The sequence below is a fragment of the Clostridium fungisolvens genome (genome assembly GCF_014193895.1).
Classification (GTDB): Bacteria; Bacillota; Clostridia; order Clostridiales; family Clostridiaceae; genus Clostridium_AR; species Clostridium_AR fungisolvens.
Map to the genome: position 1 here is coordinate 573,996 of NZ_BLZR01000001.1, position 19,943 is coordinate 593,938.

General features: G+C 31.4%; 14 protein-coding genes. 10 read left to right on the plus strand and 4 right to left on the minus strand.

The annotated features are described in order from the left end of the window. Positions 1-160: 160 nt before the first annotated feature. Positions 161-1,099 carry an FAD:protein FMN transferase gene (locus bsdtw1_RS02215; protein ID WP_183275972.1) on the minus strand — a complete coding sequence of 313 codons (939 nt, stop codon included), beginning with the start codon at positions 1,097-1,099 and terminating at the stop codon, positions 161-163. Further along, positions 1,092-2,039, minus strand: coding sequence for a LysR family transcriptional regulator (locus tag bsdtw1_RS02220; RefSeq protein WP_183275973.1), 948 nt, complete (start codon positions 2,037-2,039; stop codon positions 1,092-1,094). The genes bsdtw1_RS02215 and bsdtw1_RS02220 overlap by 8 nt, the downstream gene beginning before the upstream one ends. A 181-nt stretch (positions 2,040-2,220) precedes the next feature. Between bsdtw1_RS02220 and bsdtw1_RS02225 the strand changes: the two genes are divergently transcribed. Further along, entirely contained in the window at positions 2,221-2,820 is a 600-nt protein-coding gene (locus tag bsdtw1_RS02225; RefSeq protein ID WP_183275974.1) for an NADPH-dependent FMN reductase, read from the plus strand. Between the two features lie 14 nt (positions 2,821-2,834). Then, a complete protein-coding gene (locus bsdtw1_RS02230) occupies positions 2,835-5,258 on the plus strand; it encodes a flavocytochrome c (protein ID WP_183275975.1) in 2,424 nt (807 codons plus the stop codon). Positions 5,259-5,521: 263 nt separating this feature from the next. On the opposite strand, the gene bsdtw1_RS02235 is transcribed toward bsdtw1_RS02230, so the two are convergent. Further along, positions 5,522-6,403, minus strand: a complete 882-nt coding sequence (locus bsdtw1_RS02235; RefSeq protein WP_183275976.1) for a LysR family transcriptional regulator — start codon at positions 6,401-6,403, stop codon at positions 5,522-5,524. Positions 6,404-6,540: 137 nt separating this feature from the next. Between bsdtw1_RS02235 and bsdtw1_RS02240 the strand changes: the two genes are divergently transcribed. From bsdtw1_RS02240 to bsdtw1_RS02260, 5 genes are all read left to right on the plus strand, one after another. Further along, on the plus strand, positions 6,541-8,421 hold the full coding sequence (locus tag bsdtw1_RS02240) for a beta-glucoside-specific PTS transporter subunit IIABC (protein WP_183275977.1): 1,881 nt from the start codon (positions 6,541-6,543) through the stop codon (positions 8,419-8,421). Between the two features lie 34 nt (positions 8,422-8,455). Beyond that, positions 8,456-9,892, plus strand: a complete 1,437-nt coding sequence (locus bsdtw1_RS02245) for a 6-phospho-beta-glucosidase (protein WP_183275978.1) — start codon at positions 8,456-8,458, stop codon at positions 9,890-9,892. Between the two features lie 294 nt (positions 9,893-10,186). Next, on the plus strand, positions 10,187-11,119 hold the full coding sequence (locus bsdtw1_RS02250; RefSeq protein WP_183275979.1) for an AEC family transporter: 933 nt from the start codon (positions 10,187-10,189) through the stop codon (positions 11,117-11,119). A 5-nt stretch (positions 11,120-11,124) separates the two neighbouring features. After that, complete coding sequence (locus bsdtw1_RS23575; protein ID WP_280514119.1) at positions 11,125-11,352, plus strand: PRD domain-containing protein; 228 nt, start codon at positions 11,125-11,127, stop codon at positions 11,350-11,352. Positions 11,353-11,718: 366 nt separating this feature from the next. Beyond that, complete coding sequence (locus bsdtw1_RS02260) at positions 11,719-14,031, plus strand: glycoside hydrolase family 2 protein (protein WP_183275980.1); 2,313 nt, start codon at positions 11,719-11,721, stop codon at positions 14,029-14,031. A 32-nt stretch (positions 14,032-14,063) separates the two neighbouring features. Here the strand turns inward: bsdtw1_RS02260 and bsdtw1_RS02265 are convergent, their stop codons facing one another. Beyond that, positions 14,064-15,320, minus strand: a complete 1,257-nt coding sequence (locus bsdtw1_RS02265) for a helix-turn-helix domain-containing protein (RefSeq protein ID WP_183275981.1) — start codon at positions 15,318-15,320, stop codon at positions 14,064-14,066. A 167-nt stretch (positions 15,321-15,487) separates the two neighbouring features. Here bsdtw1_RS02265 and bsdtw1_RS02270 point away from each other — a divergent pair, with 167 nt between their 5' ends. The 3 genes from bsdtw1_RS02270 to bsdtw1_RS02280 all read left to right on the plus strand — a co-directional run bounded on the left by bsdtw1_RS02270 (position 15,488) and on the right by bsdtw1_RS02280 (position 19,656). Next, positions 15,488-16,327, plus strand: a complete 840-nt coding sequence (locus bsdtw1_RS02270) for an HAD hydrolase-like protein (RefSeq protein ID WP_183275982.1) — start codon at positions 15,488-15,490, stop codon at positions 16,325-16,327. Positions 16,328-16,355: 28 nt separating this feature from the next. Next, positions 16,356-18,065 (plus strand): glycoside hydrolase family 3 protein, encoded by a 1,710-nt coding sequence (locus tag bsdtw1_RS02275; RefSeq protein ID WP_183275983.1) that lies wholly within the window; start codon positions 16,356-16,358, stop codon positions 18,063-18,065. Positions 18,066-18,270: 205 nt separating this feature from the next. Next, positions 18,271-19,656, plus strand: coding sequence for an MFS transporter (locus bsdtw1_RS02280; protein ID WP_244638093.1), 1,386 nt, complete (start codon positions 18,271-18,273; stop codon positions 19,654-19,656). The last annotated feature ends 287 nt before the right edge of the window (positions 19,657-19,943 follow it).

Here is a 19,943-nt window from a genome sequence, read left to right on the forward strand (position 1 = left end):
GGAGAACCGTATCATAAGTAAATGAGGTTTTTTAGACTTAGGTAGCTATTATCAATTAGAGGCATGAGAACAGCACGATCATTAGCCCTCCAATATGAAAATCACGAACCGCTTGTAGGTGGCTTAAATAGCTGCTTACAAGCGGTTATATTTCTTAACATTAAATTGTTAATGGATATATTTTTCCTTTAAGATTATCTGTATAGGCTAGTTTTCCATCCACAGTTATTACAACAGCACCCATCCCCTTAATGCTATTAACTCTACGAATAATTGAAGCAGCATCTAATCCAAAAAGTTTTGTAGTATATATATCGCAGTCTAGGGATTTATCAGCAATAATAGTTAAAGAAGCTATATTGCTTTCTATTGGATAGCCTGTTTTGCTGTCAAATATATGGTGGTATTTACTGCCATCCTTTTCAAACACTCTCTCATATATTCCTGAGGTTACAACGGATTGATTTTTTATTTTCACAAGTGCCACGGCGTTTCCTCTTGGTAGAAATGGATTTTGTATTCCCACATTCCAGTCACCGCCTTCTGATGGTGATTCTCCAAAAACGAGAACATTACCTCCCATATCTACCATGGCTGAAACAGCTCCATTTTCCTTAAATAATTCCATAACTTTATCAGCAAAATAGCCCTTGGCTATGGCTCCAAGGTCTATATCAATGCCTTTTTTCAAAAAATACACGGTCTTTTTTTCATCATCTAGTTGTATATTTTCAGGCTTTAAAAGTTCAAGTACCTTTACTATAGCTTCTTTATCAGGTACATGTGCCTCCTTAAAACCTATTCTCCATAATTTTATTAATGGACCTATTGCTATATTTAAATATGTATTTTCACATAGACTATGTTCTTTTCCTATTTTTATCAGCTCATACAGTTCCTCATCCACTTTTTGTGGAGCAAATGAAGCTTCTTTTTTAAGCATCGCAAGCTGTGAGTTATCACTGTTGGCGCTAAAGACTTTTTCATAATGAATCAGCATATCCTCAGCCTTTTCTGCAAGCTTTTCAGGAGCATCGGCTTTGATATATAGAGAGATTTTTGTTCCCATAAGATATATTATCTTCTTGTACTCATTCATTTTGATCTCCTATATTGAAATTATTTTGGCCATTAGTTAGAAATGCTTCTATAAGGTCTTTATCAACGGTAGTTAGTTTTTTTTCGCTGTGATATGCTATAAAATAATCTATACTAAGCTCATCAATTGGAACTTCATATATATTGTATTCAGATGGACACTCCTTTACATAGATGCTTTCTGGTATAAAGGTCAGTCCTAAATTACTGGTTGCAAGGTTACGTACAGTATAGATTTCGGTGCTTTCCATTATAATTTTGGGTTCCACCTTATAAAGGCTTAATAACTGATCTATCTGCTTTCTTATAGCAGAACCCTTGGAAGTTAGTATCAGCTTTTCGCACAGTATCTTGTTTATGTCGATAGTTCCTTCTGGAATAATAGCCACGTCTTTCTGATATAGGCCACAGCAGCGAGGAATAACAGCACGGTATCTGTGTCTGCCCCAAGTAATTGAGTTTAAGTTTGGAGAAATATTGCTTGAATTTTGTCCAATCCAAAAATCTAACTCACCATTCTGAGTTAGTTTTTCATTTTTTTCTGGTAAAGCCTCTGAAAGCTCTATTTTACAGTTTGGATGCATATCCAGAAATTTTGGTAAAAAAAGAGGTAAAAGATAGGTTCCAAGGCTAGGGAGCACTCCTATCTTGATAACCTTGCTATCTATATCTGACACAGCTGATATTTCTCTAAGGAGCTTCGCATAATTATTTTCTATTGAAGTTAAATACTGATAATATATCTTCCCCTGCTCGGTTAATCGATATGGCAGATTGCTACGATTGATAAGCTCACAGTCTAACTGACTTTCTACCCTTTTAATAACCTGCGTCAAGTAAGGTTGAGAAATATAAAGTGATTTGGCAGCCTTGCCATAATTGCTGTACTTTAAAATGGCATCAATATAATACAAAATATCTTGAGAATAGTATTTTGACATTTAATTCATCCTTTTGTGAAACAATTAGCTTATTTTTTTATTGTGTTTGATTATAACAAATATGTTATCAAACTTCAATAAATAACTATTAGATATAATATATTCAACATGTTAAAATTATATCAAGGAATTATTAAAATTATGAAATTATTAAGTTTTCAAATAGAGAGAGGAGATTACTATGAAATATTTAGCAATTGTAGGTACTAACTCAGACGTGTCAACTAATCGTATGCTGCTTCAATTTATGCAAAAGCATTTTTCCAGTGAGGCAGAGATAGAACTATATGAAATTAAGGCTTTACCTGCCTTTAATGAACCTGAGGATTCTGATATTCCTGAAAAGGTAGCAGAATTATCTGATAAAATTCTTAAAGCAGATGGAGTAATAATAGCAACTCCAGAGTATGATCATGCAATACCTGCGGTTTTAAAGAGTGCGCTTGAATGGATTAGTTACACTAGTCAAGCACTTACTGACAAACCTGTTTTAATTGTGGGAGCTTCCCTTGGTACACTTGGTTCTTCTCGTGCGCAGGCACATCTTAGACAAATACTTGATTCGCCTGAGCTTGCTGCCAGAATCATGCCAAGCAGTGAATTCCTTTTAGGAAGATCACAAGGTGCATTTGATAGCGAAGGAAATCTTATCTATTTGGACAAGCTATCAGAGCTAGATGAAATTTTCAGAGAGTTTCTTCTATTTACAGATATTACATCAAAACTTTTAGCAGAAAAAGCTTTAAATAAAAAAGTTAAAAAATTCACTTGGCAAGAGTAGGAGGATTAATATAAATGAAATTTATAGCAATTGTTGGAACTAGCGCAAAAAGATCATATAATCGTAAACTCCTTCAGTTTATGAAAAAATACTTTGAGTCAAAGGCAGAAATAGAGATACTTGAGATTACAGATGTTCCTATGTTTAATCAATCTGATAATCAGTCCTCAAGTGAAGTGATACAGATGTTCAATAATAAGATTATAGAAAGTGATGGTGTTATTATAGCTACTCCTGAGTATAATCACTCAATACCATCTAGTCTTAAAAGTTTAATTGAATGGCTAAGCTTTGATCTTCATCCACTTGCTGGCAAGCCAGTAATGATCCTTGGTGCTTCTCTTGATACTCAAGGTTCTTCTCGTGCACAGCTACATCTTCGTCAAATCCTAGATGCACCAGGTGTTGATGCAAATGTAATGCCAGGATATGAGTTTTTACTTGGAAGTGCAAATAAAGCATTTGATGAACAAGATAATCTAAACAATGAAAGAACCATAGATTTCCTAGAAATATGCTTCCTACGTTTTATGCGTTTTGCAAAGATTTCAAATCAGCTAAACGAAGAAGAAGAGTTTACCTTCACACCAGGAGTATATGAGGTAAGTGCAATAGGGCATAGTGGAAGTCTTCCAATGAAAGTATCTTTTAGTGAAAACAGAATAGAAAGTATAGATATAAATACAGAGGGCGAGACAGAAGGGCTTGCAGATGTAGTTTTTGTAAGAATACCAGATAAAATAATCGAAGGACAGACATTAAATGTTGATGCTCTTTCAGGTGCTTCAGAAACTAGTAATGCTGTAATAGACGGTGTAGCAAAAGCAGTTAAACTTGCAGGAGTTAATCCTGACATACTTAAGAGACGCCCAAAGCCTGCTAGCAGCTTAATCAAAGAAGACGAAGAATATACTTGTGATGTAGTAGTTGTAGGCGGAGGCGGCGCTGGACTAAGTGCAGCTGCAACAGCACTTCAAAATGGTTCAAGTGCTATTGTTCTTGAGAAATATCCAGCAGTAGGTGGAAATACCATACGTTCAGGTGGTCCTGTCAATGCTGCAGATCCAGAGTGGCAGATGCAGTTTGAAGAAAATCAAGGAGAAAGACATACCATCGAAGCACTACTAGATACAGATGAGAGCTTAATTCATCCAGAATATATAGATGATTTCCGCGCACTTAGAAAAGAGTTTTCAGCTTACCAGGAGAAATTCGGTACACAAAAGGGACATCTATTTGACTCTCCACTACTTCACAGAATGCAAACATATTTTGGTGGTAAAAGAACTGACCTTAATGGCAACACCATATACGGACAATATGATCTAGTAAAGATACTTACAGACAGAGCTTTAGAAAGTGTTAAATGGCTAGAGGAAATAGGCGTTGAGTATGATAAGAGCATAGTATTTGCGCCTGTTGGTGCACTTTGGCGTCGTGGCCATAAGCCTACCAAAAGCCATGGTTCATCCTTTATACTTGCACTAACAAAATATGTACAAGATAACTCAGGGAAAATCATTACTGATAGCCCTGTAAAAGAATTTATCATAGAAGATGGTGAAATAAAAGGAGTTATAGCAACTGGTGTTAATGGCCAAAAGATAACTGTTCATGCAAAAGCAGTAGTGCTTGCAAGTGGTGGTTTTGGTGCGAACACAAAGATGCTAAAAGAATACAACACTTACTGGAATGAAATTGCTGATGATATAAAAACTACTAATTCCTACGCTATGACTGGTGATGGAATATTACTTGGTAAATCTGTAGGAGCAGCACTTGTAGGAATGGGCTTTACTCAAATGATGCCTGTAGCCGATCCTGAAACTGGTGAATTATTCAGTGGAGTTCAAGTACCTCCTGAAAATTTTGTAATGGTAAATAAAGAAGGAAAAAGATTTATTAATGAATTCTCTGGAAGAGATGTTTTAACAAAAGCTGCTATTGACCAGGGTGGTTTATTCTACCTTATAGCTGATGATGAAATAAAGAAAACTGCAGCTAATACAAGTCAAGAAAAGTTAGACCGTCAGGTAGAAGCTGGTACTTTATTTAGAGCAGATACCCTAGAAGAGTTAGCAGTAAAAGTTGGAATGGAGCCTGCAGTTCTTGTAGACACTATTAATAAATATAATTCATATGTTGATGCAGGCTTTGATCCAGAATTCCATAAGGATACATTTAGCTTAAAAGTTGAGAAAGCACCGTTTTATGCTACTCCTAGAAAGCCAGCAGTTCATCATACAATGGGTGGACTTAAGATAGACACTAAAGCCCACGTATTAGACGAAAATGATAAACCAATTAAAAATCTTTATGCTGCTGGAGAAGTTGCTGGAGGTATCCATGCAGGTAACCGTCTTGGCGGTAATGCATTAACTGATATATTTACCTTCGGAAGAATTGCTGGTAAAACTGCAGTTGAAGAAATGAAATAGCTAATGCTTAGATAATTAAAATAAGAAATTTTACTTCCCCATTCTGGCCTAAACTATTGAATGTATAAGTTGTAAAGGAGCCAGATACAAAGACAAAGAGCCTATGACATGCATAATTAAAAATGCGGTTATAGGCTCTTTCTTTTTTGATTTCAATAATAACAGGGAACTTTTATATTTAATTTTAAAGCAATGAAAATACTTTTAATAATTTTTTGATACTTAATTAACATATAAAATGTTTCACAACCAAAGTTAGAAAACTAATGATTTTGATGAAAATCTCTAATAATACCTAAGAAGGATTTCAAAATATCATCTAAGAACAAATCTTTCCTATATATTAAATTAATTGTCTGCTTAGGTGGATAATCAGAAATAGGAACTGCTTTAAAATCAACTTTATTTATAGATTTTATATAAGAATTTGGCAAAATAGTAATGTTATCTGAATGCTCCATTAACCTTACACAAGAATCTAAATTAGTTGCTTGAATCCTAGGTTTACATATATGATTTATAAGGCTAAAGGCTTTATCAATATTCTTTCGTGAATTTGTATAGTGAGGTAATAATATGATATTTTCTTGTACCAAATCTTTTAATGATACAGAGGAATATTCTGCGAGCCTTGAGTTTAATGGTACCGCAGCAAGATAAGATTCGATATTTAGGAGCTCAGAATGTATGGCAGAATCTTCTATTGGTTCATAAATTAATCCTAAATCCAGTTTGCCATTTTTTACGTTTTCAATGATTGTACTGCTACTATGCTCTTCCATTGTAATTAAAATATTATTATATGTATTATTAAATATTAAACAAGGCATTAGTAGCAAGTGAGAACCGGAAGCTCCTATTTTGATTTGCTCTCTTGATTTTCCTGCATAATTTTTAATGTCTGCTTCTGCCTGTTCAATGTCAAAGAAAATCTTATATACATGTTGTTTTAAAATTTTGCCAGGCTCTGTTAGCACTGTTCTTTTTTGAATATAATCAAAAAGTTTTACATTCAACATACTCTCTAAAATTTTTATTTGGTTGCTTAAGGTAGGCTGGGAAATATTGAGACGTTCTGCAGCCTTTGAATAATGAAGCTCTTCAGCAAGGATTAAAAAATAGTTTAATAATCTTATTTCTAACATAGAATTATATTGCCTCCCATTAATAGATAAAAGCTATGATAATCATATTAAATATAGTATTGATAGATAAATCATAAACTAATAGAATTAATTTGTAAAGGATATCAAAAAAATAAACTAACAGGGGGAAAATATATATGGATTATAAACAGTTAGCAAAAGAAATTATAAAAAATATTGGTGGTGTAGAAAACGTTTCTGCATTGACACATTGTGCTACAAGATTAAGATTTAATCTAAAAGATGATAACAAAGCTGCTACTGATATACTAAAAAATACAAAAGGTATAATGGGTGTTGTAAATAAAGGAGGACAATATCAAGTAATTATTGGTAGTGATGTTGCAAATGTATATGCAGAAATAAATAAAATTGCTAGTTTTGATAACGATGCTTCAAATGATGCTAAAGATGGTAAAGGACCTGTAGTAAAAGTGCTTGATACAATTTCAGGTATCTTCACACCAATTATACCAGCAATAACAGGTGCAGGTATGTTAAAAGCAGTTATGGCACTATTAGTTGCATTTAAAGTAATTGGAAATCAGAGTCAGGTATATTCGATACTTAACTTTATGGCAGATGCAGCATTTTACTTTTTACCATTTTTAATTGCTAATTCAGCAGCAAAGAAATTTAAATGTAATCCTTATATGGCAATGTCAATTGCAGCAGTTATTTTGCACCCTAACTTTGTTAATATGGTGGGGGCAGCTAAAAAGAGTGGGGAAGGGATTTACTTTATTGGATTACCTATTACTTTGGCAAGTTATTCATCTTCTGTTATTCCAATTATTTTAGGTGTTTGGTTTATGTCATTTGTTGAACCTATAGCAGATAAGGTTTCACCAAATGCAATTAAATTTTTTACAAAGCCACTATTAACACTATTAATTACTGGATTAGTTACATTAATAGTGCTTGGACCTATAGGTATAATTTGTGGTAATGGAATCGCTGCAGCTATTGCATTCATAAATGCACATGCTAGATGGCTAGTTCCTCTTATTGTTGGTACATTTTCACCACTACTAGTAATGACAGGTATGCATTATGGATTAATTCCTATTGGTATTAATAATTTAGCAACTGCAGGTTTTGATATAGTAGTAGGACCAGGTATGCTTGGATCTAATATTGCACAAGGTGGAGCATCCCTTGCTGTAGCACTTAAAACAAAAAACAAAGAATTAAAGCAATTGGCTTCATCTGCAGGTATTACAGCAGTTTCTGGTATTACTGAACCAGCTATGTATGGTGTTACATTAAAATTGAAACGTCCTTTAATTGCAGTTATGATTGGTGGAGGAGTATCTGGTTTATTTTTAGGGATTACTGGAGTTGGAAGATATACAGCAGGTTCACCAGGACTTCTAGCATTACCAGGGTATATTGGAACAGAAGGTTTTAGAAATATTACGCTTGCATGTATTGGTGCTGCTATTGCATTTGTTGTTTCTTTTGTTGCTACTCTTATTATAGGTTTTGAAGATATTACTGAAGTTAAAATGAATGATTCTAAAACAGATGATGCAGTAGATGAAAATGACGATGTTCAAGATTGTATTGTTTATTCGCCAATTGAAGGAAAAGTAGTTTCATTAAGTAAAGTGAATGATCCAATGTTTTCAGGAAAAATTATGGGAGATGGGATAGCGATTATTCCAAAGGAAGGCAGAGTTGTTTCTCCTGTGAATGGTAAAGTAAGTGCAGTTTTTGAGACAAAACATGCTATAGGAATTATTTCAAATGAAGGTGCAGAAATATTAATTCATATTGGACTAGATACAGTAAAGTTAAACGGAAAATTCTTTGATGCTAATGTAAAAGTAGGAGATTTAATAAATATAGGTGATTTGTTAGTTGAATTTAACTTAGAAGAAATTAAAAAAGCAGGATATGATGTAATTACTCCTATAATAATAACTAATACATCAAAATATGGAGAGATTACCTTTGATATCAATGATAGTGAAGATATAAGAGAAAAGGCTAAGTTAATAAATTTGATTAAGTAAAGACATTATAATATAGAAATGAGAGACGAATAATATGGATACAAATTTTCCGGAAGGATTTTTATGGGGTGGTGCTTTAGCTGCCAATCAGTGTGAAGGAGCATATAAAGAGGGTGGAAAAGGATTAACCACAGTAGATCTTTGCCCAACTGGCAAAAAAAGATCTGAAATTATACGTGGAAAAATCGATGAACTAAGAGAATTGGAAGGAGAATTCTATCCTTCCCATGAAGCTATAGATTTCTATCATCGATATAAGGAAGATATAACATTATTTTCAGAAATGGGATTTAAATGTTTGAGAGTATCAATAGCATGGTCAAGAATATTTCCGAGTGGTGATGAAGAAATACCAAATGAAGAAGGGTTGAAATTTTATGATTCTTTATTTGATGAAATGCTAAGTCATGGAATTGAGCCAGTGGTTACGATTTGCCACTTTGATACACCAATTGGAATTATTCAAAAATTTGGTGGATGGAAAAATCGTAAGTTTGTAGATTTCTATTTAAATTACTGTAAAGTAATTTTCGAAAGATATAAAGAAAAAGTTAGATATTGGATGACATTTAATGAAATTAACATGATACTGCATTTACCATTTATGGGAGCTGGAGTAAGATTTAAAGAAGGAGAAAATGAACTTCAAATTAAGTATCAATCAGCTCATCATGAATTAATTGCAAGTGCATTAGCAACAAAGCTTGCTCATGAAATAATTCCAAATTGTATGATCGGATGTATGATTGCAGCAGGAGATTTTTATCCATATTCATGTAATCCTGATGATGTGCAAAAAGCAAAAGAAAAGGAAAGAGAAAATCTTTTATTTATTGATGTTCAATCAAGAGGAAAATACCCAGGTTATGCTAAAAGGTTTTTTAAAGAAAATAATATAGAAATTGAGATGGAACAAGAAGACGAAGAAATTTTAGAAAAACATACAGTTGATTTTATTGGATTCAGCTATTATGCAAGTAGGTGCGTTTCTGCTGATCCAGAAGTCTTAAAAGGTGAGACGGCAGGAAATGCATTTAAGTCAGTAAAAAATCCGTATTTAAAATCTTCTGAGTGGGGATGGCAGATTGATCCTAAAGGATTAAGGATTACATGCAATAGTCTATATGATAGATACCAGAAACCGTTATTCATTGTTGAAAATGGGCTAGGTGCTGTTGATAAAATTGAAGAAGACGGTTCTATAAATGATGATTATAGAATTGAATATTTAAGTGAACATATTAAAGAAATTGGAGAAGCTATTAAAGATGGAGTTGACTTAATTGGATATACTCCTTGGGGATGCATAGATTTAGTGTCAGCATCTACAGGTGAAATGAAGAAACGTTACGGATTTATCTATGTTGATAAGGATAATGAAGGGAATGGAACATTGGAAAGATATAAGAAAAAGAGCTTTAATTGGTATAAAGAAGTTATAGCGACAAATGGTGCTAGTTTAAAAAAATAAAATTCATATTTAACCGCATCCGTAAATATAAATGTACTTTTGGTATCAACTTTTGGTTTGGGATTTAAAACTAAAAATTGATACCAAAATATTTAGTGTTTACGTTATATTAAAATAATAGTATATAGCAAAGGAGCTAATTTTAATGAATTAACTCCCTTTTATTTTGGGGAAATTTATTTGTGGAAGTGGTCTGGAAAATTTTATTGCATAAAAAAATTAAGAAGGTGAATAATTATGGTTTAAAAAATATAAATGTTGAAAATGAAAATATAATAACTTAGGAGAATTCAAATGGATATTACACTTGTACTTAAACAAATGATAATTTTATTTATATTGATGATTGTTGGTTACTTAGCTAATAAGAAAAAAATTATGAATACAGAAAGTGATAAATTATTTTCTAAACTAATTGTTAACATAACTTGTCCTGCTTTAATTATTTATTCAGTTGTTTCAGGGGAACATTTAAAAGATAATAAAATAATTATATATATTTTTATAGTAGCTATACTATATTATATTTTGATTCCTATTATTGCAAAATTATTAATAATAATATTTAGAATAAAAAAGAATGTTGTTACTTTATATGAAAGTATTCTTATATACTCCAATATAGGATTTATGGGAATACCAGTTGTGAGTATAATATTTGGAAAAAATGCTGTATTATATATATCAATTTTTATGTCTATATTCAATATTTCGATATTTACTTATGGAATATTTTTATTTGGGAAGGACTTGAATGTTGTTAAGAGTAAGAAATCTTTTATTAATATTAAAAATTTTTATAATCCAGGAATTACCTCAGCAGTTATGGCAATTGCAATATATTTAATGAATATATCTATACCAGAAGTAATATTGGAACCAATTAGAATGGTTGGAAATATAACAACACCTTTAGCTATGCTTGTTATAGGATCAACTCTAGCTAATTTCTCTATTAGAAATTCAATAAAAGAAAAATGGATATATATATTTATAATCATAAAACTCTTAATCCTTCCAATAATAGTATGGTTTGTGAGTCGTTTTTTTATTTCAGACAAGCTACTTTTAGGGATTTTAGTAATTGTTTCTGGAATGCCAGTAGCATCTAATGTAGTAATGATGAGTAATGAGTATGGTGGAGATCAGAATTTTATTACAAAAGGAGTGTTTTTTTCAACATTATTTTCTGTTGTAACAATACCAATTATTGCAGTATTATTTTAATTTTTATGCCTGTGGAAAGCATCCAAATAAATGAATATTTTAAATTATTAGATTCAATTCCACCAATATATCTTGAAATAACTGAAAAAATTGTTTCAAAAGCTGAAAAAGAGTTATGCTCTAAACTTAATATGAGTATATATTTCACATTAAGTGAACATTTAAGTTTTCCAGTAGAAAGATCAAAGAAGAAGATTAATATAACAAACCGAGTTTATTGGGAACTAAAATAAGATGAGATTTATTGGTGGATTTTAAAGGTCATACTTCACCTCCACCATGAGACCCACGAAAATCTAAAATTTAGATTTTCGTGGGTCTTTTATTTTATATATTTCTGCTATCTTTGAACCGCAATAGAAGAATATCCAATGGTAAGATCCTTAATTTATTCAAGTAAATTACTGACAACTTAATAATATTAAATTATTTAGAATGCAAAATATGTTCTAATTAGGTCAAAATAGTATGAGCGTAAATTACTTAATAAATACTATAATTATGTTTGTTAATTATATATATTGAAATTATATTTTTACATATAAAAGCGAAATATAATTATATTTTAACTTTTAAAATAAGAATAGGCGGGAAGAATAATGAGAAAAGTTATAAATATCAATAATTCATGGAAATTTATAAGAGAAGATGAAGTAAAGGCTATGAACAAAGCCTATAATGATGAGAACTGGGAAGTTATTAATGTTCCTCACACATGGAATGCTTTTGATGGGGCAAATGGATTTGATTTTTTTAAAGGTTCTTGTTGGTATAGAAAAGAATTTACTATTGAAAGCTTAGCAAAAGCCAAAAAAGTATTTATTGAGTTTGAAGCTGTAAATAGTATTGCAGATGTCTACGTAAATGGTGAGCATATAGGGCAGCATAAAGGCGGATATTCTACATTTAGATTTGACATTACTGATGCTATTGAATTTGGACATACCAATATGTTATCAGTAAACGTAAACAATGCAGTTTTTGATGATGTATATCCTCAAATGGCGGATTTTACATTCTACGGTGGAATTTATCGTGATGTAAATATTATTATTACGGATAATATTCATTTTGATCTAATGGATTATGGTTCAGCCGGAGTCTATGTGATTCAAAAAGATATAAGTAGAGAAAAAGCTTCATTAACAATTAAATCTAATTTGGTAAATGATAATGAAGAAGAAAAAAAAGTAAGACTTTGGGCAGATATATTCGATGCAGAAAGAAATAAAGTAACTTATGCTGCCACTGAAGTTATATTAGCTAAAGGTGAAACTAAAGAGGTTGAAATGCCAGTGGCTATAGAAAACCCAATATTGTGGAATGGTAGAAAAAATGCTTATATGTATGAAGCAAAAGTATCTATGGTGAGTTTTAATGATACTGTGGATGAGATTTCCATTCCTTTTGGTGTAAGATATTTTAACGTTGATGCTGAAAAAGGGTTCTTCTTAAATGGAGAACATCTTGCATTAAATGGTGTTTCAAGACATCAAGATAGAAAAGATATGGGATGGGCAATAACTCATAAAGAACAAGAAGAAGACATGGAATTAATTAAAGAAGTAGGAGCAACTTCTATTAGATTAGCTCATTATCAACATAATCAATATTTTTATGATTTATGCGATAAAGAAGGTATGGTTATTTGGGCGGAAATTCCATTTATATCTGTTATGTCAAAAACAGAATTAGAAGGCACAAATGCAAAACAACAAATGGTTGAATTAATTAGACAAAACTATAACCATCCATCAATTATGTTCTGGGGTATTCAAAATGAAATACAAATTAGTGGAGAAAGACCAGAAGTTAGAAAACTTGTTAATGAATTAAATGAATTAACTAAAAAAGAAGATCCTACTAGATTAACTACAATGGCAAATGTTATGTTTGTAGAAGACAATGATCCATATAATTTTGTAACTGACATAGTTGGATATAATAAATATTATGGTTGGTACCAAGGTAAAACTGAAGATTTTATAGGATGGCTTGATGGCTTTCATAAGACTAATCCTAACGTGAAATTAGGTATATCTGAATATGGTGCAGAAGGTATACTGCAATATCATAATAATAATCCAAAAGTAAAAGACTATAGCGAAGAATATCATGCGTTATATCATGAAACAGTTTGGAAAATTTTTGAGAAACGTCCTTACCTATGGGCAACATACGTATGGAATATGTTTGATTTCGGTGCGAATATCAGAGATGAAGGTGGCGTAAAGGGAAGAAATAACAAAGGTTTAATAACTTATGATAGAAAGATTAAAAAAGATGCTTTTTATATGTATAAAGCACATTGGTCTGATGAGAAATTTGTACATATAACAAGCAAAAGATTTGTAGAAAGAGTAGATAATGAAATCACTGTTAAAGTATATTCTAACTGTGATAAAGTAACTCTTTATTCAAATGGATATGAAGTGGCTACAAAAGCAGGTAATAGCAAAATTTTTGTTTTTGAGAATGTTGAATTACATGAGGGAATAAATGAAATTAGGGTTGCTTGCAACCAAGATGGTGTTATATTAGAAGATTCTGCTATATTTAATAAAGTATCACAAACTAATCAAAGTTATGAAGCTCCAGAAGCTGAGACAGGTGGATTAGTAGCTAACTGGTTTGAAATGCCTGAGCTAGACTTAGATAGTATTGAAGTAAAAGAACTTGAAATTACTGACGATGTTTACTCAACACGTTGTTCATTAAAAGATATTCTTGAAAATGAAGAAGGTAAAGCAGTGCTTAATAAATATTTAGGAGATTTTGCAGAAAACCCTGCAATTGGAATGGCACTAGGAATGAAGATTGACGTATTAGCTACAATGGCAGAAGATGTATTCAATGAAAAAATGTTATATATGCTTAATAAAGAATTGATAAAAATTAAAAAATCTAAGTAATTAATAAAGAGACTGTTATATTAGCAGTCTCTTTATTGCTCTTTAGAGCTATTTTTTGATTGTGTCATCTTTAAATAGTCCATTGGTGTCAATGATGTGATTTGTTTGAAGACTTTACAAAAATAATTATGGTTTTCATAGCCAACCATAAGAGCAATTTCGGTTATAGAATTATCATTTTGGTCAATTAAGAACTTAGCTTCTTCAACTCTTCTTTTATTAATAAATTCTGTAACATTCATATTGGTTTCCTTTTTAAACTGCCTTGAAAGATGAGAGGGTGTTATATTAATGTTCTCTGCAATTAAACTCAAAGATATTGGATTGTCAAAATTTAAATTAATATAGTTAATAGTTTTTCTTATAATTTTGCTATAGCCAGCCGTAGAAAATTTATTTACTAAATCACAATACTCTGAAATCATGTTTATTTGAAGGGCTTCTAACTGCGCCATGCTAGATATATTTTCTATTAAAATAGCAAATTTATCAGATAAATTATGAATATAAATAGGGGAAACTCCGCCACGCTCACTTGCTATTCTAAGTAAAGTATTAAAACTAAAAGTAAGATTTTTATAAGCTCTTAATGGATTATTAGGAATCCTGTGAACTGCAGCAAATTGGAATGAATTCTTAAACTTCAAAGCTTTTTCAGTTGAACCATTCTCAACAGCATTTAAGAGATTTTTTTCTATTTTGTACCTCAATTCTATTGCAGAGAATAGTTCTTTTTCATTCAAATCATTTTTTTCTTTTTTATTAATATCAAGGCTTTCATTCTGTGAAAATAGCATATTTCCATAAATAAAAGGATTTGAAGCTAAATTAATCATCAAATTACCTACGTTTTTATTATCATTAACATCGAAAATAGGAAGACTTTTATAGTATTCATGAAGTTGTAACCTGTGCACTAGAGGTAAATGATTTGTCTCTATAACCTTAGTAATAAATCCATTATCTGGGATAGTAGAAATAAAAGGCCCAACAATAATAGTACCTTTATATTGTGATTTTTCGAAAAAACCAACAGCAAGATAGTTAAGCTGGAAATTATCTGTATGATACAGAATTTCATTAGGTGATTTATTTTTTAAAAAGTTGTGAATATATGTAAGAGTTTCGATTTTGGAGTTAGATAATAAAATAGGTGATTGAGAATTAACTAGCTCAAATGAAGAACTGGGACTATCACTTATAAACTCTAAATTTAACTTACATATTTGATGAATAAGAATACAAATAGAATAAATGGTGTCATCTATATTTTTATTTTTTACTCTCATAATTCCTCCACATCTGAAATATTAGAAATTTAAATTATAATAACAGAAAATTATTTTAAGTGCAATAATTTTATACAATAAAGCAAAATAGTTAAGGTCAAAATTTTTTTAAAGATATAAACTATGCTTAATAAAATGAAAATGATTTCATAGACGGAGGTAACTTTATGAAAGTAAATATAGAAGACTTTAAAAAGACTAAAAGATTTTTAGTATGTGTTGATTCTGATGGGTGTGCAATGGACACTATGGAAGTAAAACATAGAAAATGCTTTGCACCTAAGGCAATTGAAATATGGGGACTGCAAGATATAGAGGCAAAGTTTCTTGAAACATGGAATATGGTTAATTTGTACTCAAAAACAAGAGGGATTAACAGATTTAAAGGGCTCGCAAAAACTTTTGAACTTTTATCAGAAGATGGTATAGATATGCCAGACTTTTCAACAGTTAATAAGTGGATTGAAAATTCAACTGAATTATCAAATCCTGCATTAGAAAAAGCAATTTCTCAAACAAAAGATGGACAACTAGTTAAAGTGCTGGAATGGAGCAATGCTGTTAATAAAGCTATTACTGAATTACCAGAGGATGACAAACCATTTCCTAATGTTAAAAAAGTATTAGAAACTATTAGTTGTGTTGCAGATGTTGCAATTGTTTCTTCTGCAAATGGAGGTGCTGTAATTGCAGAATGGACACGACATGAGCTTGCACCTTTTGTGAAAGTAATGCTTGGGCAAGAAGCTGGAACCAAGGCAAACTGTATAGCTAACTTAAAAAACAATAAGTACTATGAAGATGAAGTGCTAATGATTGGGGATGCACTTGGTGACTTGGAATCTGCAATGAAAAATGATGTATTATTTTATCCTATACTTGTTGGCAGAGAAGATTTTTCTTGGAAGAGATTAATGTATGAAGCATTAACCAAACTTTTGGAAGGTAGCTATAGAGGAGAATATCAAGATAAATTAATTAATGAATTTAACTCAATATTAAAGTAAATTTGAGTTTATTTGGGAGGAAAGGAACATGGAATTAGTAGATTTAAAAGCAAAACCTTATTATTTAAGCGATGAGGATATTAAATGGGTAGAAGACACTATAGCGGAAATGACTACAGAAGAGAAAATAGGTCAATTATTTATAGGTCATTTTCATGATATGAATTTAGAATATGCGTCTGAAATAATTGAAAAATATCATGTTGGCGGAGCAAGATATAAAGATGCTAATACTACTAAAAAAGAGGTTTACAATTTTCTTAAACATTTACAAACAGAGAGTAAATTACCATTACTTATTGCAGCAAACTGCGACAATGGCGGAGATGGATGTTGTGGAGATGGTACTTATGTGGCAACAGCAGCGGCTGTTGAAGCTTCAGGCAGTGAAAAGGTTGCTTATAATGTTGGTTATGTTAGCGGTCGTGAAGAAGAAGCTGTGGGAGTAAATTGGAACTTCGATCCATGCTCAGATATACTTTTTAACTGGCGTAATACAATTGTTAACACAAGAGCATATGGTAAAGATGCAGATACAGTTATAAAATATACAACTCAATATATTAAAGGGTTAAGACAAAGCAATATTGCATCATGTATTAAACATTTTCCTGGTGATGGCACAGAAGAACGCGACCAACATTTATTACTTGGTGTTAATGAATTAAGTGTTGAAGAATGGGATTCAAGCTTTGGAAAGGTATATAAAGCATTAATTGAAGATGGCGTTATGTCAATTATGGCTGGACATATTGCATTGCCAGAGTATCAAAAAAAATTAGTTCCAGGTTTAAAAGATGAAGATGTTTTACCTGCAACTTTGTCACCAGAGTTAATTACAGGTTTATTACGTGAACAATTAGGCTTTAATGGATTAGTTTTAACTGATGCGTCTCACATGATTGGTATGGCAGCTGCTATGAAACGTAGGGATTATGTACCGGCTGCAATTGCTGCCGGTTGCGATATGTTCTTATTCTTCAATGATGCTGAAGAAGATTTTGGATTTATGATGGATGGATATAAAAATGGTGTTATTACTGAAGAAAGATTACATGATGCATTACGTAGAATTTTAGGCTTAAAAGCTACAGTAAATTTACACAAACTAAAAAAAGAAGGTAAATTAACTCCTCCAGAAGAAGGATTAGATGTAGTAGGATGTTCAGAACATTTAGCTATAGCTCAAGATGCTGCTGACTTAGGGATATCTTTAATCAAAGACACATGGAATCAGTTACCAATAAGACCAAGTACTCACAAGAGATTAAAAGTTCATATTCTTTATGGGGAACAAGGCGGCATTTATGAAGCAGGTAAATCATCAACTCAAATTATTGTTGAAGAACTTGAAAGAGTAGGTTTTGAAATTACATTACATGATGGAAATACAAGAGAAAAAGGTAAAACAGATGAATATTCTAAAAACTGGGATGCAGCAATTATATTCTCTGATATCAGAGGTTATGCAGCTGAAAACAACTATAGAATTAGATGGGCATGCCCAATGTCTACAGATATTCCATGGTATGTTTATGAAGTGCCAACAGTATTTGTATCATTAAATTTCACAACTCATTTAACAGATGTTCCAATGGTTAAAACATATATTAATGCTTATAAAAATACAAGAGAAGTAATTAGACAAACAATTCGAAAAATAATGGGAGAATCAGATTTTAAAGGAACTCACTTTAATGAAAATGTATTCTGCAATAAGTGGGAGACAAGAAGATAATTGAATTGTATTTATTTTACGATTTTATACAAGATATTTAAATGGGAAAATGATTGCATATATTTTATTAGAATATAGGCAATCACTGCTTTAAATAATGTTATAGATGGAGCTTTTAATGATAACTGGCTGTTCAGATTTATGTAATCGTTGTAATAAATTTTAATAAAGAAATAATTATATTAATAAATTGGAGGATAAAAAAGTGATAAAAGAAAATATCAGTTCAAATAATAAATTTGGATTAAAAGATAAACTTGGATATATGTTTGGTGACTTTGGAAATGATTTCTTCTTCATTTTTGCAAGTTCATTTCTAATGGTTTTTTATACAGATGTATTTGGTATTAGTCCAACGATTACAGGTATTGTATTTTTAGTTGCAAGACTTTGGGATGCTATTATGGACGTTGCAGTTGGGCGTTTTATAGATTCAAGACCTGCTACAAAAAATGGTAAGTTTAAACCATGGATAATGCGTTTTGCACCAATCCTTTTAGTGTTTGGAATTTTAATGTTTACAAAGGTTCCTGGATTGTCAAATCAATTTTATCTTGTTTATGCCTTTGCAACTTATATTATATGGGGTTCATTATATAGTACTGTAAATATCCCTTACGGATCGATGGCATCAGTTATAACAAGTGATCCAGTTGAACGTGCTTCTCTTTCAACTTTTAGAAGTATAGGTGCTGCCTTAGCAGGAATGATTATATCAACAGTTGTACCAATGGTGGTTTTTATAAATAACAAAGCCGATTCAAACAGATTTTTTATAGTAGCTGTTATAATGGCTATGCTTGCAATGATTTGTTACACACTTTGTTATAAATTATCAACAGAACGTGTAACAGCAGCCACATCTTTAGAGCATAAAGGAAGTTTGCTTGTTTCTTTGAAGGGACTTACAAAGAACAAACCATTCCTTTCAATTGTAGTTGCATCACTTACATTAATAATAGCAATGTTACTTTCAGGAAGTTTAAATACTTATTTATACAAAGATTATTTCAGAAATACAAAGGCATTATCTCTAGCTGGCTTTGTTACTATTCTTAATGTAGTAATGGTTGCACCTGCAATTGCTCCAATCTCAAAGAAATTCGGTAAAAAGGAATCAGCAGCTGTAGCTCTATTTTTCTCAGCAGCAGCATATTTTTTGTTATACCTTATTCCTATTAAAAATGCATACTTATTTGTTGCATTTAGTTTTATTGCTAATTTAGGATATAACTTTTTCAACTTCATGCTTTGGGCATTTGTTACAGATGTAATAGATTATCAAGAATACATTACAGAGAAAAGAGAAGATGGTACAGTTTACTCTATATACTCATTTGCCAGAAAAGTTGGTCAGGCAATAGCTGGAGTAATGGGGGGAGTAGCACTTGGATTTGCGGGCTATGTTGCAAAGGCACCACAGCAAACAGCTGAGGTTGTATCAAATATTAGAAGTCTTGCTACATTAATACCAGCAGTTACGTATTTTATAGTATTTTTAATAATTGCATTTGTATATCCTATGACTAAAGAAGCACTTACAGAAATTCAAGATGAATTAGAAAGAAGAAGAACAGGAAAAATTTTATAAACGATAAAGAAGAAGAATCCTCAGATGATTGGCATTCTTCTTTTATTCTTTGTTGAAAAAATAGCAAGTAATTAGCTACATAATCATTCACCAAGATTAAAACTATGAAAAAGTTTCTCAGCACAACTGGAAAAAAGGCGAACGGGCTATGACCTTCCGGGGGATCAAATTCATCTCTTCCCCTAAATTAAGGGCTCTAGCATTTGTGCTAGAGCCTTATTGCTGGGTATAGAGATTCAAGCTGTAGTTTGCTAAATAAATGTATTCTTTATAAATAAATGCATAAC